Source organism: Methylomonas sp. MS20 (assembly GCF_050275925.1).
GTDB lineage: Bacteria > Pseudomonadota > Gammaproteobacteria > Methylococcales > Methylomonadaceae > Methylomonas > Methylomonas koyamae_A.
This window is the reverse complement of the sequence record NZ_CP189962.1, coordinates 4,312,591-4,329,855: the sequence shown is the minus strand read 5'-3', so window position 1 is coordinate 4,329,855 and position 17,265 is coordinate 4,312,591. Positions and strand designations below refer to the sequence as shown.

Below are 17,265 nucleotides of genomic sequence, written 5' to 3'. Positions count from 1 at the left end.
TGGTTTTGTTTAATTGTTCATCGAAACGATGAAGCGATCTGTTTGGATGGAGTTGGTCCATGAGTAGAGACAAAAAAGGTAAAGACGACGAGAAGCTGCTTTACTGTTCTTTTTGCGGTAAGAGTCAAAACGAAGTCAGGAAGCTAATCGCCGGCCCATCCGTCTACGTCTGCGACGAATGCGTTGAATTATGTAACGAAATTATTCGCGACGAATTGATGGAAGACCAACTGTCGTCCGGATCGTCCGCAGCCCTGCCCAAGCCGAAAGAAATCAAGGCGGAACTCGATAACTATGTGATCGGTCAGGACAAGGCTAAAAAAATCTTGGCCGTTGCCGTCTACAACCACTACAAACGCTTGCGTAGCAATAGCAAAAAATCGGATGTCGAATTGGCGAAGAGTAACATTTTGCTGATCGGTCCAACCGGTTCAGGTAAGACGCTGTTGGCCGAAACGCTGGCCAGATTGCTGGACGTTCCGTTCACGATCGCGGACGCCACGACGCTGACCGAAGCCGGTTATGTCGGCGAGGATGTCGAGAATATCATCCTCAAAATATTGCAAAAATGCGATTACGACGTCGAAAAGGCGGAGACCGGTATCGTTTATATCGACGAAATCGACAAGATTTCCCGCAAATCGGATAATCCTTCGATTACGCGCGACGTGTCCGGCGAGGGCGTGCAGCAAGCGCTGTTGAAGTTGATCGAAGGCACCGTGGCTTCCGTGCCTCCGCAAGGCGGCCGCAAGCACCCCCAGCAGGATTTTCTGCAGGTCAACACCGCGAACATATTGTTCATAGTCGGTGGCGCGTTTGCAGGTTTGGACAAAGTGATTAAACACCGTACCGAAAAAGGCGGCATTGGCTTTTCCGCCGACGTTAAAACCAAGGACGACAAACGCAATGTTGGCGAGATCTTCGCGGACGTGCGCGCCGAGGACCTGATCCGGTATGGTTTGATTCCGGAGTTCGTTGGACGCTTGCCCGTGATCGCTACGTTGGATGAGTTGGATGAGGATGCATTAATTCAAATTCTGACTCAGCCGAAAAATGCGTTGATCAAGCAATATAAGCACTTGTTCGAAATGGAAGGTGCCGAATTGGAGTTCCGCGACGATTCGTTGTCGGCGATTGCCCGCAAATCCATGGAGCGCAAGACCGGCGCCCGCGGTCTTCGAACCATCGTCGAAAACGTGCTGCTGGACACGATGTACGAATTGCCTTCCAACGAAAAAATCGCCAAGGTCGTTATTGACGAAACGGTGATACTTGGCAAGTCCGAGCCGATTTTGGTGTACGAGACCGAGCAGAAAATGGCCGCCTCCGATATATGATGGTTCAATTTTTGCTCTTTTAAGCCCGATCTGCGGCGAAAAGAGGCGTTTATCTTCGGATAAGCGCCTCTTTTTTTTGTTTCGCCGGAAATACTTGTTTTCTGAAACATCAACCTCATATAGGATTACAGTCAGTTTTCAGTTGCTCAAGAGGGCTAAGCCAATGACCCATTCAAAATCCACAGACGAATTAATTCCCGTACTGCCGCTCAGAGACGTGGTAGTTTACCCGCACATGGTCATACCGCTGTTTGTCGGCAGAGGGATGTCGATAGATGCTCTCGATGCGGCGATCAAACAAGACAAGCAAGTCTTGCTGGTGGCACAGAAGCAAGCGGATGTAGACGCCCCTGGCTTTGACGACTTGTATAAGGTCGGTACCCTGGCCAACATTCTGCAGTTGCTCAAACTGCCGGATGGGACTGTCAAGGTGTTGGTGGAAGGCAATCAACGTTGCTCGGTCATTCAATATCAAGAAGTCGAAAACTATTGCGCGGCTCGCGTCGTCGAATTGGAAGACGAAATCAATGTTTCCGAGCAGGAATTGGATGTGTTGCAGCGAACCGCGATCAACTCCTTCGATCAGTATGTCAAGCTGAACAATAAGATTCCGCCCGAAGTTTTGAATTCCTTGGCCGGCATCGATGACCCCAGTCGCTTAGCCGACACGATGGCGGCGCATATGGCGCTGAAGGTCGATGAAAAACAAGCCATGCTGGAGTTGGTCGATGTCGCCGCGCGTCTGGAAAATCTGATGACCTTGATGGAAGGCGAGGTCGATATTCTGGAAATGGAGAAAAAGATTCGTGGCCGGGTTAAGAAGCAGATGGAGAAAAATCAGCGAGAGTATTACCTGAATGAGCAGATGAAGGCGATTCAGAAAGAACTCGGCGAAATGGATGAAGCCAGCAACGAAATCGAGGAACTGGAGAAGAAAATTGCGGCGGCGGGGATGACCGCCGAGGCGAAAACCAAAGCGACTGCGGAACTCAATAAGCTGAAAATGATGTCGCCAATGTCGGCGGAAGCGACCGTGGTGCGAAACTACATCGACTGGATGGTCAATGTACCTTGGAAAAAGAAAACCAAGGTGAGGCACGATTTGAAGGTGGCGGAAGAGGTTCTGGAAGCAGAGCACTACGGTTTGGAAAAGGTCAAGGAGCGCATCCTCGAATACTTGGCCGTTCAGCAGCGCGTTAAGCAATTAAAAGGGCCTATCCTGTGCCTAGTCGGCCCTCCGGGTGTCGGCAAGACTTCTCTGGGACAGTCGATTGCGCGTGCCACCAACCGTAAATACGTGAGAATGGCGTTGGGCGGCGTACGCGACGAGGCCGAGATTCGCGGTCATCGCCGCACCTATATCGGTTCGATGCCTGGCAAGATTTTGCAAAATCTGTCTAAGATCAAAACTCGCAATCCGATGTTTCTGCTGGACGAAATCGATAAAATGGCTATGGATTTTCGTGGCGATCCGGCTTCGGCATTGTTGGAGGTTTTGGACCCGGAACAGAATCATACCTTTTCAGATCATTATCTGGAGGTCGATTTCGACCTGTCCGACGTTATGTTCGTTGCCACCGCGAACACGATGAATATCCCGGCGCCGTTGATGGATAGGATGGAAATCATCCGCTTATCCGGCTATACCGAGGATGAAAAAATTAACATCGCCCTCAGATTCCTAGCGCCCAAGCAAATCAAGAATAACGGGTTGGCTGAATCCGAGATTCAAATTTCCGAATCTGCCGTCAAGGACATCATTCGCTACTATACCCGCGAGGCTGGCGTGCGCAGTTTGGAGCGCGAGATTTCCAAAATTTGTCGCAAAGTCGTCAAGGATCTTTTGCTCAAGCCCAGGAAGTCGAAAATCGTCGTCAATGACAAGAACTTGGATAAGTACTTGGGCGTTCGGCGCTTTAGCTATGGGATGGCCGAGGATAACGATCAGGTGGGTCAGGTCACCGGTTTGGCTTGGACTGAAGTCGGGGGTGAGTTGTTGACCATCGAAACCGCGGTTATGCCGGGTAAGGGTAAGCAACTGGCGACCGGCAAGTTGGGCGACGTCATGAAAGAGTCGATAGAGGCGGCGGTGACGGTGGTGCGTAGCCGCGCGGATATCCTCGGTATCGATAGCGACATTTTTCAAAAAACCGACATTCATATCCACGTCCCGGAAGGCGCGACCCCGAAAGACGGCCCCAGTGCGGGTATTGGCATGTGCACCGCGATTATTTCGGCTTTGACGAAAATTCCGGTACGCGCCGACGTGGCGATGACGGGAGAAATTACGTTACGTGGCGAGGTGTTGCCGATCGGGGGATTGAAGGAAAAATTGTTGGCGGCGCATCGTGGCGGCATTACGACGGTGGTTATTCCGGCTGAGAACGAAAAAGACCTCTCAGAGATTCCGGAGAACATCAAACGCAATCTGACCATCAAGTGCGTACGCTGGATAGACGAGGTTCTCGGCTTGGCCTTGCAGCATCTGCCGACCCCGATTTCTCCGGTGGCGGAGATTGCCGAATCTCCGAGCGGTAAAGTTGACCCGATCAAGCCGGGCGTCGTTGCCCACTGACGGCTCGACCAAGCGGGAAACCTTGTAAATCAAGGACTGCAACGCTTGACACGGCTTGTGGGCGGTTGATATAAATGGCGGCCTCTCTACACCAGAGAGACCGTCATCGGGTTGGTGGATAGCCGGTTGGCACAAACCGCTTGTTTGCAGAGCAATAATTAATAAAACGACATCCTAAGGGGAAATAAATGAATAAATCGGAACTTATCGATGCAATCGCCAGTGCGTCCCAATTGACAAAAGCCGATGCCGGTCGCGCATTGGATGGATTTATCAAAGCCGTCGAAGATTCGCTGAAAAAAGGCGAAGCCGTCGCACTGGTTGGCTTTGGTACATTCGAAGTTAAAGAAAGAGCGGAACGTAAAGGCCGCAATCCACAAACCGGCGAAGAGATCACCATCAAGGCCGCAAAAATTCCTTCATTTAAGGCTGGCAAATCTTTAAAAGATGCTGTAAACTAGTCGCTCTTTAGTCGGGTGCTTAGCTCAGCTGGGAGAGCGTCGCCCTTACAAGGCGAGGGTCGGGGGTTCGAACCCCTCAGCACCCACCAGACTTTGGAGCGGTAGTTCAGTTGGTCAGAATACCGGCCTGTCACGCCGGGGGTCGCGGGTTCGAGCCCCGTCCGCTCCGCCAAAACAGAAACCTCGGGCCGTACGGTCCGAGGTTTTTTTTTGCGTGTTAAATTTTGCCTGAAACGCTCAGGTGTCATTCTGTTTTAAGGACAGCGTTTATGCTTTTAGAAATAAGAGAAAAGGTGCAAGGTATCTTTGCATCGATCATATTGATCTTGATATGCGTGCTCTTCGGTTTGTGGGGTATCCAAAACTATCTCGGCGGCGGTAAGGAAATTCCGGTCGTATCGGTAGGCGATAAAGACTTCTACCAGCGCGATGTTCAGCAAGCCTATCAGCAATTCGCGCAGAATCTGGCGGGAATGAAGTTCGACGAAGAGACCCTAAAAAAACAGGCCCTGCAAAAACTGATTCGCGACGAAGTTTTGCTGCAATATGTGCAGGACGAAAAGCTGCTGGTCAGCGACGAAACCGCCCGCGAATTTATCCAAGGTTTGGAGTATTTCCAAAAAGACGGCAAATTTGACAAGACTCAATATCAAACCTTATTGGGCTCGCAAGGTATGTCGTCCGCCGAGTTTGTGAATCGAATCAAGAAGGCTTTGGTGATGGAGCAATTTCAACGGGCGATTATCGATACCAGTTTCGTAACGCCGGCCGAAATCGACAACTTCTTTAAATTGCAAAATCAAACCCGCGATATTGAATATTTGACCCTACCCTTGGTCAAGTCTACCGAGCAACCCAGCGAAGAAGACATCAGCGCCTATTATCAACAGCATCAAGATGCCTATCAGACTGAAGAGCAGGCCTCTATCGACTATGTGGAACTGTCCTTGGATAAATTGGCCGGCGAGATTAAGCCGACCGAAGACCAGCTGAAGGCTTATTACGAAGAGCAAAAAGCGCAGTACACTACAAAGGAACGCCGAAAAATCAGCCACATACTGTTTGCGGTTGGTAAGGAGCAGACCGATCAAGCCGCGCTGCAAAAAGCCCGGCAAGCCCAAGCCGCGTTGCAATCCAAGGATTTCGCCGCGGTTGCCACCGAAATGTCCGACGACAAGTTGAGCGCTAAAAAGGGCGGCGACTTGGGGCTGATTGCGCCAGGCGTCATGGAAAAGCCCTTCGAGGAAGCGGCATTGGCGTTGCAGGTCGGTCAAGTATCCGAGCCGGTCAGGACCTCGTTCGGCTACCATCTGATCAAGGCGACCGAATTGGTGCCAGGCGAAATTAAAACTTACGAGCAAGTCAAGGCCGATGTCGCCAAGGCTTACCAAAAAGCGCAGGCGGAGACTAAATTCAACGAACTGGCCGAGAAACTGGCCGAAGTCAGTTACGAGAATCCGGACAGCCTTGCCGCCGCCGCCGACCTACTGGGCGTGCAACCGCAGAAATCCGGAGTGTTTACCCGTGCCAACGGTGTCGGTATCGCCGCGGAAGAGAAAGTTCGCTCCGTTGCGTTTTCCGAAGACGTGTTAAAAGGTAGCAATAGCGAGCCTATTGAAGTTGGTGGTGACAAACTCGTCGTGTTGCGGATGGCCAGTCATCAGCCTGCGTCGGTCAAGGAACTGCAGCAGGTGAAGGCTGAGGTTGCCGCCGCGATCCAGCGCGATCGCGCCAAGCAGCAACAGGCTGCGTTGGCCGAGCAGATCCGTCAGGAGCTGGCGGGTGGAAAGAGTTTGACGCAAATTGCGGATGCCCGGCATTTTCAGGCTAAAAAAGTCAACGGTTTGACCCGGATCGGCGGCGATCTGGCGATGCCGGTCAATCAGGCCGTCTTCAAGGCGGCCAAGCCCAACTCCGGTCAGCCTAGCGTGACGATTATCGACGACGAGAGCGGCGCCAAACTGATTGTGAGCATCAATCAAGTCAACGAAGGCAAAATGACCGATGCGGATAAAAACAAACAAGCCGTGATTGCCAAGAATATGGCGGGCGCGTTCGGTAAGGCTCAGTTCGAATCGGTGTTGAATGCATTGCAAGCCAAGGCGGATATCGAGATTCACGCGCCAAAGCAATAAGGTATCGTGATGACTATGAAAAGGGAGCTTAGGCTCCCTTTTTTATGGGCGTGGGCACACGTTGCCGTCAGGTTCATCTCTTCCGCACATTGAGTTACCGGGCGGCCATCATGGGACTGACGAGTCTGCGTGCGGTATCCGGTTACCTCTGTGTTTGTCAACGATTATCGGGGATGAGATTCCCGTATCGTCGGGATTCGAGATAGTTGTTCTGTTCGAGCTAGGCTTGCGATAAACTTTAGAAGTAACTACTCAGCGTGACACGCAGGGACTCCTCTCCGCTCGGAGAGGGTTGAGTGGGGCGAGATTGAGGCTTTTTTCGTGAATTCGCCTCAACCACCTCGATCAAAAGGGGGCGATCGGCGATTTGCAAGGTGATGCGATTCACTGATTAGTTACCTTAAAAATTAACAACCGGACCGTTGCCACGCAACTCTGTCCTTTCTTTAACGGCTTGATTTTAAGGAGCTACATGATTATCAAACCTCGCGTTCGCGGTTTTATGTGTGTCACCACCCATCCGGTCGGCTGCGCCGCCAACGTCAAACAGCAAATCGACTACGTTAAAAGCGGCGGAGCGATAGCGGGCGGCCCCAAAAACGTACTGATTTTGGGTGCATCCACAGGCTACGGTTTGGCATCGCGCATCGTCGCGGCATTCGGTGCCGGCGCCAAAACCCTGGGGGTATTTTTCGAACGCGAAGGAACCGCCGACAAGCCCGGCACCCCCGGCTGGTACAATTCCGCGGCTTTTCATCAATTCGCCGAAGCCGAAGGTTTGTACGCGAAAAGTATCAACGGCGATGCCTTTTCCGACGACATCAAACAAAAAGCGATAGATGCCATCAAACAGGATTTCGGCAAAATCGATTTGGTGGTCTACAGCTTGGCCGCGCCGCGCCGCACCCATCCGAAAAACGGGGTGACCTACAATTCGACGCTGAAACCCATCGGCAAGGACTTGGTGCAAACCGGTATCGATACCGACAAAGAGGTCATCAAGGAATTCACGCTGCCCGCGGCATCCGACGAAGAAATCGCCAATACCGTCGCGGTGATGGGCGGCGAAGACTGGCAAATGTGGATAGACGCATTGGCTGACGCCGACGTTCTGGCGCCCGGCGCAAAAACCACGGCGTTCACCTATCTTGGCGAGAAAGTAACCAAGGACATCTATTGGGACGGTACGATAGGCGCGGCGAAGCAGGATTTGGACAAGCGCGTTGTCGACATACGGCACAAGCTGGCCGCGCTAGGCGGCGATGCCAGGGTGTCGGTATTAAAAGCCGTGGTCACCCAGGCTAGCGCTGCAATTCCGATGATGCCCTTGTATCTGGCGCTGTTGTTCAAGGTCATGAAGGAAGCTGGTACCCATGAAGGTTGCATCGAACAAGTCAACGGCTTGTTCCGGGACAGTCTCTATGGGGCAGAGCCGATTCTCGATGAAGTAGGTCGCATTCGCGCCGACTTAAAGGAATTGGCCCCTCAAGTACAAGATGAGGTCAGCGAGCTCTGGTCTCGGATCGATAACGAAAATATCAACGAGTTGACGGACTTTGCCGGCTACAAGCAAGATTTTCTGCGGTTATTCGGCTTCGAGGTCGATGGCGTGGATTACGATGCCGACGTCAATCCGGAAGTGCCGATCGTCAATTTGGCTTAGGCGGGGCGTTTCGGTGGGTAGCCATCGTTGCCCATCGGCAATTGCTAGGCGCGGTACGCCGGAGAAGTCCCGGATACTTCGTTGAAGAATAGGCCGACAGGCCGGGGTGGATTGGGTTTGAACCGCCCCGGTTCAAAATCAGTGTCTCCGACACTTTTGTTTACACTCCGCCAATCATTGGAACTATGCAAACGTCCTCCGTTACCAGAGACTGGATACTCTACTCATTGCTTGGCTTGGTTATCGTACTGATTTTGCTAGCAATGTATCAAATCGATAGGCAATGGCTGAAGCTCAGCGACATGCAAACCGCACTGGCAGATCAGGCGCAAGCGGTGAGGGAGTTGCGCGGTCTGGCCGGTAGCGGGGCGTTGAGCGCGCAAACGGCGAACCCGCCAAGCAGTCAGGTTGCTCAAGCCTTTCAGCGCGCCTACGCGGCAACCAAGTTGGCCGATTACGCCCGGGGCGATTGGAGCGTCGAAGCCTTCGGCACTAATCTGAAAACCATCACGCCGCTGATATCGACCGACGCTTACGCCGCCAACGTGCAAAGCTACGTGCAGGAAAGCCTGATCACCCGCAATCCGGATACCTTGGCCTGGGAAGGTTTGGTCGCGAAAAACTGGACGGTTAGTGAGGATGGTTTAACGATCAGCTTTGACTTGCGCGACGACGTTTCTTTTTCCGACGGCCAGCCGCTGACCGCTGAAGACGTGGCGTTCACATTTACGTTCATCATGACCGACGCGATTCAGGCGCCGCGCGACCGTGCTTATCTGGAAAAAATTCAGTCAGTCAAGGCCGACGGCAAAGATCGAGTGACGTTCGTGTTTAAAGAGCCTTATTTCGAGGCGCTGTCACTGGCCGGCGGCATGAACATCATGCCCAAGCATTTTTACGAACCTTATCTAAAGGAACCGCAAAAATTCAACGAATCCAAAGGCTTGTTGCTCGGCAGCGGCCCTTATAGATTGGCCGACCCGAAAAACTGGACCCCGGATCAGGGCAGCGTCGAATTGTTGCGCAACGAGCGCTATTGGGGCGACGTTCAGCCGGCCTACAACCGCATCCTCTGGAAAATTATCCAAAACGACAGTGCCCGTTTGACCACCTACCGCAACGGCGACATCGATTCCTATTCCGCGCGCCCGGTCGAATACCGACAGCTCCAAAACGATGCGCAAATTCAGGGCAAAAGCCAGAGCTTCGAATACATGCCGCCGGTCGTCGGATACAGCTATATCGGCTGGAACCAGATACGCGGCGGTAAGCCGACTCGTTTCGCCGACAAGCGGGTACGTCAGGCCATGACCTACCTGACCGATACCGGCCGGATTATCAAGGACGTGTTTCTCGGTTACGCCGAGCCGGCAGTCAGTCCGTTCGGCAACGCCAGCAAACAGCACGCCGCCGCCTTGCAGCCCTATCAAGCCAATCTCGATAAGGCCAAGGCTTTGTTGAAAGAAGCCGGCTACGAAGATCGCAATAAAGACGGCGTTTTGGAAGACCAGGCCGGCCAAGCATTCGAGTTCAAACTGACCTATTTTCAGGCCAACGAAGATACCAGCCGTATGGTGCTCTTGCTGAAAGACCTGTACGCCAAGGCCGGGGTCAAATTGGTGCCGTTTCCGCAGGAATGGCCGGTGATGCTGGAAAATCTGGATAAAAAAGACTTCGACGCGATCACCTTGGGCTGGACCAGCAGCATCGAAACCGACTTGTACCAAGCCTTCCACAGCTCGCAGGCGATCAGCAAGGGCGACAATTTCATCGGTTACCAGAATCCTGAATTGGACAAGCTGATCGATGAAGCTCGCCGTACCGTCGACGAAGCCAAGCGCATGCCGCTGTGGCAACAGGCAGAACGCATACTCTACGAAGATCAGCCGTACACGTTCCTGATGCGCCGTAAAAGTTTGTTGTTCGTCGACAAGCGCATCCACAACCTGCAAATGACCAAGTTGGGTCTAAATCTGGGCTCGCTGCCGCTGGAAAACTACGTGCCGCTGGCCCAGCAAAAATACACGCAATAAAGTCATGACGAGCTTGCAGCGTTGCGTCACCCCGGCAGGGATTGCCGGGGACCAGATACCATGGAGGGTGTTGGCCTTGAATGTCCCTGAAGTCTGGAGCTCGGCAATCCCGGCCGATTTGACATGGATTTTTCTCTCGGCACTCAAAAGGAATTCGTTATGCTGACTTATCTGCTGCGCCGCCTGTTGTTGATGGTACCGACCCTGCTCGGCATCACCGTGGTCGTGTTTGCCGTGATGGCAGCCTCGCCGGGCGGTATCAGCGCCCAGACTTTGGTCGGCGGCATGGACATGAAACCGCAGGAAAAGCAGGCTTTGCTGGATTATTACAACAAGCGCTACGGCCTGGATCAACCTGCGCCGCTGCAATACCTGCGTTGGCTGAACAATGTGTCGCCGATCGGCTTCGTCGACGACGAACAAGGTCATAAGTCGTTCTCGCTGACCAAAGGCATGGACCTCGGTACCAGCTTTCAATACGGCCGACCGGTCGCCGACATTCTGGCCGAACGTATCCCGATTACCTTGTTGCTGAATCTGGTGACCATACCGTTCACTTATGCGCTGGCCATCTGGATCGGCATGAAGTCTGCAACCGAACGCGGCGGCGCCTTCGACATCGGCGCAAGCTTGTCGATGTTGGCTCTGTGGTCGATTCCGACCATGCTGGCCGGCGTGTTGCTGCTGGGCTTTTTCGCTAATATCCAATATTTCCAATGGTTCCCGACCGCGGGCCTCAGCGCCCGCGAGGCGCTGGACATGCCGTTTCTGCCGCATTGGAACGACAGCGGCTTCGTGCGCGGCTTTCTACTGGACCGAATCTGGCATCTGGTACTTCCGGTGATCTGCTTGTCCTACGGCGGTTTCGCCGCGCTGGCGAAATTGACCCGCACCTCGATCCTGGAGAACCTGCACGCCGACTACGCCCGCACCGCCCGCGCCAAGGGTTTGGCCGAACGCGACGTGCTGTGGACGCACGTGTTCCGCAACAGCTTGTTGCCGTTGATTACGGTCTCGGCCGGCTTGTTGCCTAGTTTGTTGGCCGGCTCGTTGATCGTCGAGAACATTTTCAGCATCAACGGCATGGGCCAATTGGCGGTGGAAGCGGTGAAGGGCAGGGACCGCGAGCTGGTGTTGTCGATTACCTGGATCAGCGGCTTTCTAACCCTGGTCGGCTATTTGATCGCCGACTTCTGCTACACCTTGGCCGATCCTAGGGTGAGTTATGACTAAGTTGCTACAACCCCGGTCTTTAAACATCGTTCGCCCTGAGCTTGTCGAAGGGCGCACCACATCAGGCTTCGAAAAGCCTGTCCTAAGGGCAGTCGCAGGGTTCAGACTCTATACCCCAGAGGGTGCCAACGGAATAGCTGTAAAAATCAGGGGCAGGTTAAAAGTCGCATCGTGCGAATCGACTTGCCGCTATACGGCGTATCAATCAGGGTAGCCAATGGCGTCATCTCCTAGATTCTTAATCAGCCGGCAATCCTTCTCCGCCCGCATCTGGCGCCGCACGCTGGACGGCGTCGGCGTCAAATTCGGACTGGCTTGGGTCGGCGTGTTGGTGTTGTTCGCGGTGTTCGCACCGTTTCTCGCCAACTCGATGCCATTGGTGATGAGCAAGAACGGCGAAATCACTTTCCCGGTGTTACGCTATTTGTCGATTGAGGATGCCTGGATACTGGTGGCATTTTTCATCGCGCTGGCCGTGTCCCGGCTGCCGCTCGCGGGCGGTGCCAAGTTTCTCGTATTTTTGTCCGGCACCGCCGTCGCCGCGTTGATCGCCAATCTGACCGTGCAGCCGCCGGCGCTGGTGATTTACGACGATTTTCGCGGCCCGGAATACGTGCAAGTCGATTGGAAAATCATGCCGCCGATTCCCTATGCGCCCGGCGATTATCTGCGCGATATGGGCAGCAAGGGCCTGGAGGCGCCGTTCGCCAGCGCGGGCCACACGCATTGGATGGGCACCGAGGAAAACGGCGCCGACGTGCTGAGCCGCATGATCCACGCCAGCCGGATTGCATTGAGCATAGGCTTCATCGCCACCGGCATCGCGCTAGCCATCGGTATCGTCGTCGGCGGGTTGATGGGCTATTTCTCCGGCATCGTCGACATGCTCGGCATGCGGCTGGTGGAAATCTTCGAGGACATTCCGACCTTGTTTTTGTTGCTGACCTTCGTCGCCTTCTTCGGCCGCAGCCTGTACATGATGATGGTCATCATCGGCGTCACCGGCTGGTCCGGTTACGCTCGTTACGTGCGTACCGAGTTTTTAAAACTGCGCAAGCAGGATTACGTGCAAGCGGCGATTGCCAGCGGTTTACTGCTACACTCGATACTGTTCCGCCATATGCTGCCCAATGGCGTCGCGCCGTTACTGGTTGCGGTCAGCTTCGGCGTGGCCGGGGCGATCTTGTCGGAAGCCACGCTGAGCTTTCTCGGGCTTGGCGTGGTCGATGCGCCGTCTTGGGGGGCGATGCTGGATCAGGCGGTCAAGTCTTCGACCTTCAATTGGTGGATGGCGGTGTTTCCCGGCGGCGCAATTTTCATGACCGTGTTCGCCTACAACCTGATCGGCGAAGCCTTCAGGGATGCGATCGATCCGAAGCTATCGCGGCGCAACGGAGGCGAGTCGTGAATCGGCCCTTGCTGCAAGTCAAACACCTGCGCACCTATTTACAAACCGGCGGCGAGCCGGTCAAGGCCGTCGAGGACGTCAGCTTCGATATTCCGGCGGGCGAAACCTTTTGTCTGGTCGGCGAATCCGGCAGCGGTAAGTCGATCAGCGCCTTGTCGGTGATTCGCCTATTGCCGGACGGCATTGCCAGCCATCCGAGCGGCGAAATTTGGTTCGACGGCCGCGACCTGCTGGCCTTGCCCGACGCCGACATCCGCCAAGTGCGCGGCGCCCAGATCGCGATGATTTTTCAAGAGCCGATGACTTCGCTGAATCCGGTGCTTAGCGTCGGCGAGCAAATTATCGAAGCGTTGCACCTGCATTTTCCAAACATGAGCGCGGAAGAAGCGGAGCAACGCGCGGTCGTGGCGTTGACCCAAGTGCAAATCCCCAACCCCGGCGCGCGCTTTCGCGATTACCCGCATCAACTGTCCGGCGGCCAACGCCAGCGGGTGATGATAGCGATGGCCCTGGCCTGCCGGCCCAAGCTGTTGATCGCCGACGAACCGACCACTGCGCTGGACGTCACTGTGCAAGCCGAAATCCTGCGCCTGATGCGGCAATTGCAGGACGACACCGGCATGAGCATGTTGTTCATCACCCACGACTTCGGCGTCGTCGCGCAAATGGCGCACTGGGTCGGCGTGATGCAGTTCGGCCGCCTGGTCGAAGCCGGCCGCTGCCGCGACGTGCTGGGTAGTCCACAGCATCCTTACACGCAAAAACTGCTGGCTTCGGTGCCGGAAAATCTCGCCAAACTAGAAGCCTCCGCACCACCAACCACCGTTCGCGCTGAGCTTGTCGAAGCGCCAGCTACTGAAGGCTCTCACCGCGCCGGCGGTGAGAGCAGCGTCGTTAAACTAAGCCGCTTGCTGAGCGGAGTCGAAGCAAACGGCGCCAGCTCCGCTCAGCCGGCGGTTTTCGCAAAGACAAGTTCCGGCAATACGCCGTCCCAAGTGGCAGTGCAATCCCAAGCCTTAATCCAAATCCGCAACCTGAAAGTCTGGTTTCCGGTGCGTAAGGGTTTGTTGCGCCGGGTGGTCGATCACATCAAAGCGGTCGATGATGTGAGCCTGGACATTCCGCGCGGCGAAATCGTTGCGCTGGTCGGCGAATCCGGCTGCGGCAAAACCACGCTGGGCCGGGCGGTGTTGCAACTGGAGCCGCCGACCGCCGGCAGCATCAAGATAGCCGGCCGGGAACTGGTCGGCCTGTCGGCTCAGGAATTGCGGCCATTGCGCAGGCAAATGCAAATCGCCTTTCAAGATCCGCAATCATCGCTTAATCCCCGTCTGCTGGTCGAAACCACGCTGACCGAGCCGATGCAGGTGCATGGCATCGGCGCCAACCGCGACGAGCGCATCGAACTGGCCGAGCAATTGTTGGACGACATGCAACTCGGTCGCGAGGCGCTGTGGCGCTACCCACACGAATTCTCCGGCGGCCAGCGCCAGCGCATCGGCCTGGCGCGGGCTCTGGCCCTGAATCCGGAATTCATCGTCTGCGACGAAATCACCAGCGCGCTGGATGTGTCGGTGCAGGCGGAAATCCTGCAACTGCTGTTGGACATCCGCCGCCGCCGTAATCTGACATTGTTGTTCATTACCCATAACATCGGCGTGGTGGAGTATTTGAGCGACAGGACGGTGGTGATGTATCAGGGGAAGGTTGTCGAGCAGGGGGCTACTGCTCAGGTTTGTGGGGCGCCGGAGCATGAGTATACGCAGAGGTTGTTGGGGGCGGTGCCGAGGTTGGTTGTTTAGGTAGGACGGATGATATTTAGAAACTTCTTTTTCACTTGTTAACGGTAAAAGATGAACGAACTATTCTGTATGTTGGAAAACTGGCTGCCTGTTATTAAAGATAGGGCCATAGGATGTGCTGAACAAAGTGAAGCGCATCGGTCGAGTGACCGTTTGTATCGTGTTGAATTGCCACGACCTGTTTTAATGTCGGGTCTCGGTCCGACAGCCGAGTTTCTTTCTTTTGTTTGGCCAAAAGAAAGAAACCAAAGAAAAGGCCACCCCATGCCGCTTCATCCTGCGCGCCGGTGATTTTGGCGAGGGTTTTCGGAAGGGCTGTCCTAGCCCTCCGAAAACGAGCGGCATCCCTGCCGCTCCCCTGGTGGGCAACTCTCGCCAAAATCCCCGGTGCTCGGCGCGGCATCAGGGGGAGAAAACCGTCCCGAAATTTAACGTTGCGTAGGGTGGGCACGGTCTTTGTGCCCACGCGAAAATAGCCCGCGTAGGTACGATTAGGTCGTAAGGCTCTATCCCGCCCACCTGTTGAGATCATTCAGCCTGAGGCATCCTGTGATTTTTTGATCAGGAGTAGCGATGGCCGTTACATCGAAATGGCGTCAGCATATTGAAGAATGGCAAGGCAGTGGTTTGTCGCAGGTTGAGGCCCATAGGATGTGCTGAACAAAGTGAAGCGCATCGGTCGCGTGACTGTTTGTATCGTGTTGAATTGCCAGGATCTATTTTAATGTCGGGTTTCGGCCCGACAGCCGAGATACTTTTCTTTGCTTGTCCAAAGAAAAGTATCCAAAAGAAACGACACCCCATGACGCTTGTTCACTCGGCACATCCTTGTGCCTCGCCCTTCGGGTGCTATCGCATGCAAATCGGCTATCCTGCCGATTTGTCCTGCGCGCCGGCGATTTCGGCGAGGGTTTTCGGAAGGGCTGTCCTAGCCCTCCGAAAACGAGCGACATGCCCGAAAAGCGGGGCAGGCTCTCCCTGCCGCTCCCCTGGTGGGCAACTCTCGCCAAAATCCCCGGTGCTCGGCGCGGCATCAGGGGAGAAAACCGTCCCGAAATTTAACGTTGCGTAGGGTGGGCATGGTTTTTGTGCCCACGTGGGAAGTCGGGTTTCGTGTCTTGTTATCGCTGACGCGACTGATGGTTTTTGTGTCGGTTTGCGAGGAGGACAAGGCTGTAAGGCGCAATTCGTAGGGCGTCAATAGGCGAAGCCGTATTGCGCCGTATGTTGGCCTTAAATCATTCGGCGCATTATGCTATCGCCAATGCCCTACAAAACTGGCTATCCGGGCTTTCTTCTGAAAGCATCGGGCTTTTTTCTCAAAGGTTCTCCAAAATAACTCGGGCATTCTCACGGCAAGCTCGAACCTTGGAGAAATTTTCTATAAGCGTCGAGCTACGGACGAGAACGGTCGACAAATTTTATAGAGCGCTGCCGTTCTCCGACAAAATCGCCGAGGTTTTATACCCGTCGCAGTTGCGTAGGGAGGGCACGGTTTTTGTGCCCACGCGGAAATAGACTTCTAAGTCTTGTATCGCTAGCGCGACGGCTGGTTTTAATGTCGGTTTGCGGTCCGAGAGCCCGCGATACTGCCTCGACCCCCTTACGCCCTGCGGGTCGCGGGATTGTGATCGCACGGTTCGTGCTCGACGATCAAAATGGCTTGGCGTCGAGCGAGTCTTTGGTGACGACGGCAGGCGAGGTGCGCATAGCCGCTGCTACGGATTCGCTAGATAGTTAAAAAATTCCCGCAGCCAATCCTGACCGCGTTTTTTCGGAAATTGGTTGGGATGCCGCTTGACCCATTTCAGCGCGTAAATCATCGGCACCGAATCCAAATCCTTGATGTGGTTGGTTCGCCAAAGCTTGCGGACGATCTTGGATACTTGAAACTTCAACTCGATGTGCTTGACGTGTTCCGGCGTCGGATTTCGGCAATGTTCGGCTGGCGAGGTGACCAAATACTCCCGACAAGCCAGCGGCCGAACCGGGTGAATCGAACAGCTTTCCGCTTCCAAAAACGGGCAGGCCACGCCAGAATGAAAATAACGTAGCGCGTGCGTCTGGACCGCTTCGTGCGTCGTTCCCTCTGCCAGCATCCGTTCCAATTGGCCCAGCCAGTCGATCTCGTCCAGTTTGGCGCAGCCGTCGGCAAATCGTTGCTTGATCGCCGAACGCTTCGGCTCGGGTATTTGTTCGACCAGCCCGGCTATCTGATAGGCCTCGAACTCCGCCAACGGCACCACTTGCCGGCAGCAAGCGCCGCAGCCGGCTTGGCAGGAGATGGTGGCACCGTCCGCGACAAATACCTCGACCGCGGTTTCGACGAAGGTGTTGTTGATGCGATGCAGCGCCGGCAGGATTGCCACCGGCGTGACTTTTTCCGCCGGCGCGCTGAGTTCCAATTCTATCGGTTTGCCGTAAAGCGTCAGTTTGATGTTGGCGGGCGTGGTTTTACGCATAGGCTCTGCTCAAGGAATCGGAAAATTGTTGCTAAGCCCGGTTTGCCGGCGACGATGGACGGCAAGCGGCGGGCGCTTGGGGTTATTGACAGGGTTCGCCAAGCGCTACCAGCATAGAAGCTTTTACGAAAAATCGAAACTTTCGGCTTGCAACTC

10 protein-coding genes and 2 tRNA genes are annotated in these 17,265 nt (G+C 54.7%); 11 read left to right on the top strand and 1 reads right to left on the bottom strand.

Annotation, left to right across the window (positions count from 1 at the left end; all coding sequences use genetic code 11):
• Positions 1-59: 59 nt before the first annotated feature.
• The 11 genes from clpX to ACQE3D_RS19395 all read left to right on the top strand — a co-directional run bounded on the left by clpX (position 60) and on the right by ACQE3D_RS19395 (position 14,647).
• Complete coding sequence (clpX, locus tag ACQE3D_RS19445; protein ID WP_064031315.1) at positions 60-1,337, top strand: ATP-dependent Clp protease ATP-binding subunit ClpX; 1,278 nt, start codon at positions 60-62, stop codon at positions 1,335-1,337.
• 163 nt (positions 1,338-1,500) lie between these two features.
• Entirely contained in the window at positions 1,501-3,912 is a 2,412-nt protein-coding gene (gene lon / locus ACQE3D_RS19440; protein WP_313730826.1) for an endopeptidase La, read from the top strand.
• A 188-nt stretch (positions 3,913-4,100) separates the two neighbouring features.
• On the top strand, positions 4,101-4,373 hold the full coding sequence (locus ACQE3D_RS19435) for an HU family DNA-binding protein (protein ID WP_064031317.1): 273 nt from the start codon (positions 4,101-4,103) through the stop codon (positions 4,371-4,373).
• Between the two features lie 13 nt (positions 4,374-4,386).
• Positions 4,387-4,462, top strand: a tRNA-Val gene (locus ACQE3D_RS19430).
• 6 nt (positions 4,463-4,468) lie between these two features.
• Positions 4,469-4,545: transfer RNA gene (locus ACQE3D_RS19425), tRNA-Asp, on the top strand.
• A gap of 97 nt (positions 4,546-4,642) precedes the next feature.
• Complete coding sequence (locus ACQE3D_RS19420; RefSeq protein WP_313730827.1) at positions 4,643-6,508, top strand: SurA N-terminal domain-containing protein; 1,866 nt, start codon at positions 4,643-4,645, stop codon at positions 6,506-6,508.
• 472 nt (positions 6,509-6,980) lie between these two features.
• Entirely contained in the window at positions 6,981-8,171 is a 1,191-nt protein-coding gene (gene fabV / locus ACQE3D_RS19415) for an enoyl-ACP reductase FabV (RefSeq protein ID WP_313730828.1), read from the top strand.
• Between the two features lie 185 nt (positions 8,172-8,356).
• Complete coding sequence (locus ACQE3D_RS19410; protein ID WP_064031320.1) at positions 8,357-10,204, top strand: ABC transporter substrate-binding protein; 1,848 nt, start codon at positions 8,357-8,359, stop codon at positions 10,202-10,204.
• Positions 10,205-10,363: 159 nt separating this feature from the next.
• Positions 10,364-11,437, top strand: a complete 1,074-nt coding sequence (locus ACQE3D_RS19405) for an ABC transporter permease (RefSeq protein WP_064031325.1) — start codon at positions 10,364-10,366, stop codon at positions 11,435-11,437.
• Between the two features lie 217 nt (positions 11,438-11,654).
• Positions 11,655-12,845, top strand: coding sequence for an ABC transporter permease (locus tag ACQE3D_RS19400; RefSeq protein WP_313730830.1), 1,191 nt, complete (start codon positions 11,655-11,657; stop codon positions 12,843-12,845).
• Positions 12,842-14,647: an ABC transporter ATP-binding protein gene (locus ACQE3D_RS19395; RefSeq protein WP_313730831.1), complete on the top strand. Its 1,806-nt coding sequence runs from the start codon at positions 12,842-12,844 to the stop codon at positions 14,645-14,647. The genes ACQE3D_RS19400 and ACQE3D_RS19395 overlap by 4 nt, the downstream gene beginning before the upstream one ends.
• 1,718 nt (positions 14,648-16,365) lie before the next feature.
• On the opposite strand, the gene ACQE3D_RS19390 is transcribed toward ACQE3D_RS19395, so the two are convergent.
• A complete protein-coding gene (locus ACQE3D_RS19390) occupies positions 16,366-17,109 on the bottom strand; it encodes a YkgJ family cysteine cluster protein (protein ID WP_064029262.1) in 744 nt (247 codons plus the stop codon).
• Positions 17,110-17,265: the final 156 nt, after the last annotated feature.

Coding starts and splice junctions, on each gene's coding strand:
- clpX (WP_064031315.1), top strand. CDS start 60: ATGAGTAGAGACAAAAAAGGTAAAGACGACGAGAAGCTGCTTTACTGT.
- ACQE3D_RS19435 (WP_064031317.1), top strand. CDS start 4,101: ATGAATAAATCGGAACTTATCGATGCAATCGCCAGTGCGTCCCAATTG.
- ACQE3D_RS19400 (WP_313730830.1), top strand. CDS start 11,655: ATGGCGTCATCTCCTAGATTCTTAATCAGCCGGCAATCCTTCTCCGCC.
- ACQE3D_RS19405 (WP_064031325.1), top strand. CDS start 10,364: ATGCTGACTTATCTGCTGCGCCGCCTGTTGTTGATGGTACCGACCCTG.
- fabV (WP_313730828.1), top strand. CDS start 6,981: ATGATTATCAAACCTCGCGTTCGCGGTTTTATGTGTGTCACCACCCAT.
- ACQE3D_RS19410 (WP_064031320.1), top strand. CDS start 8,357: ATGCAAACGTCCTCCGTTACCAGAGACTGGATACTCTACTCATTGCTT.
- ACQE3D_RS19390 (WP_064029262.1), bottom strand. CDS start 17,109: ATGCGTAAAACCACGCCCGCCAACATCAAACTGACGCTTTACGGCAAA.
- ACQE3D_RS19420 (WP_313730827.1), top strand. CDS start 4,643: ATGCTTTTAGAAATAAGAGAAAAGGTGCAAGGTATCTTTGCATCGATC.
- lon (WP_313730826.1), top strand. CDS start 1,501: ATGACCCATTCAAAATCCACAGACGAATTAATTCCCGTACTGCCGCTC.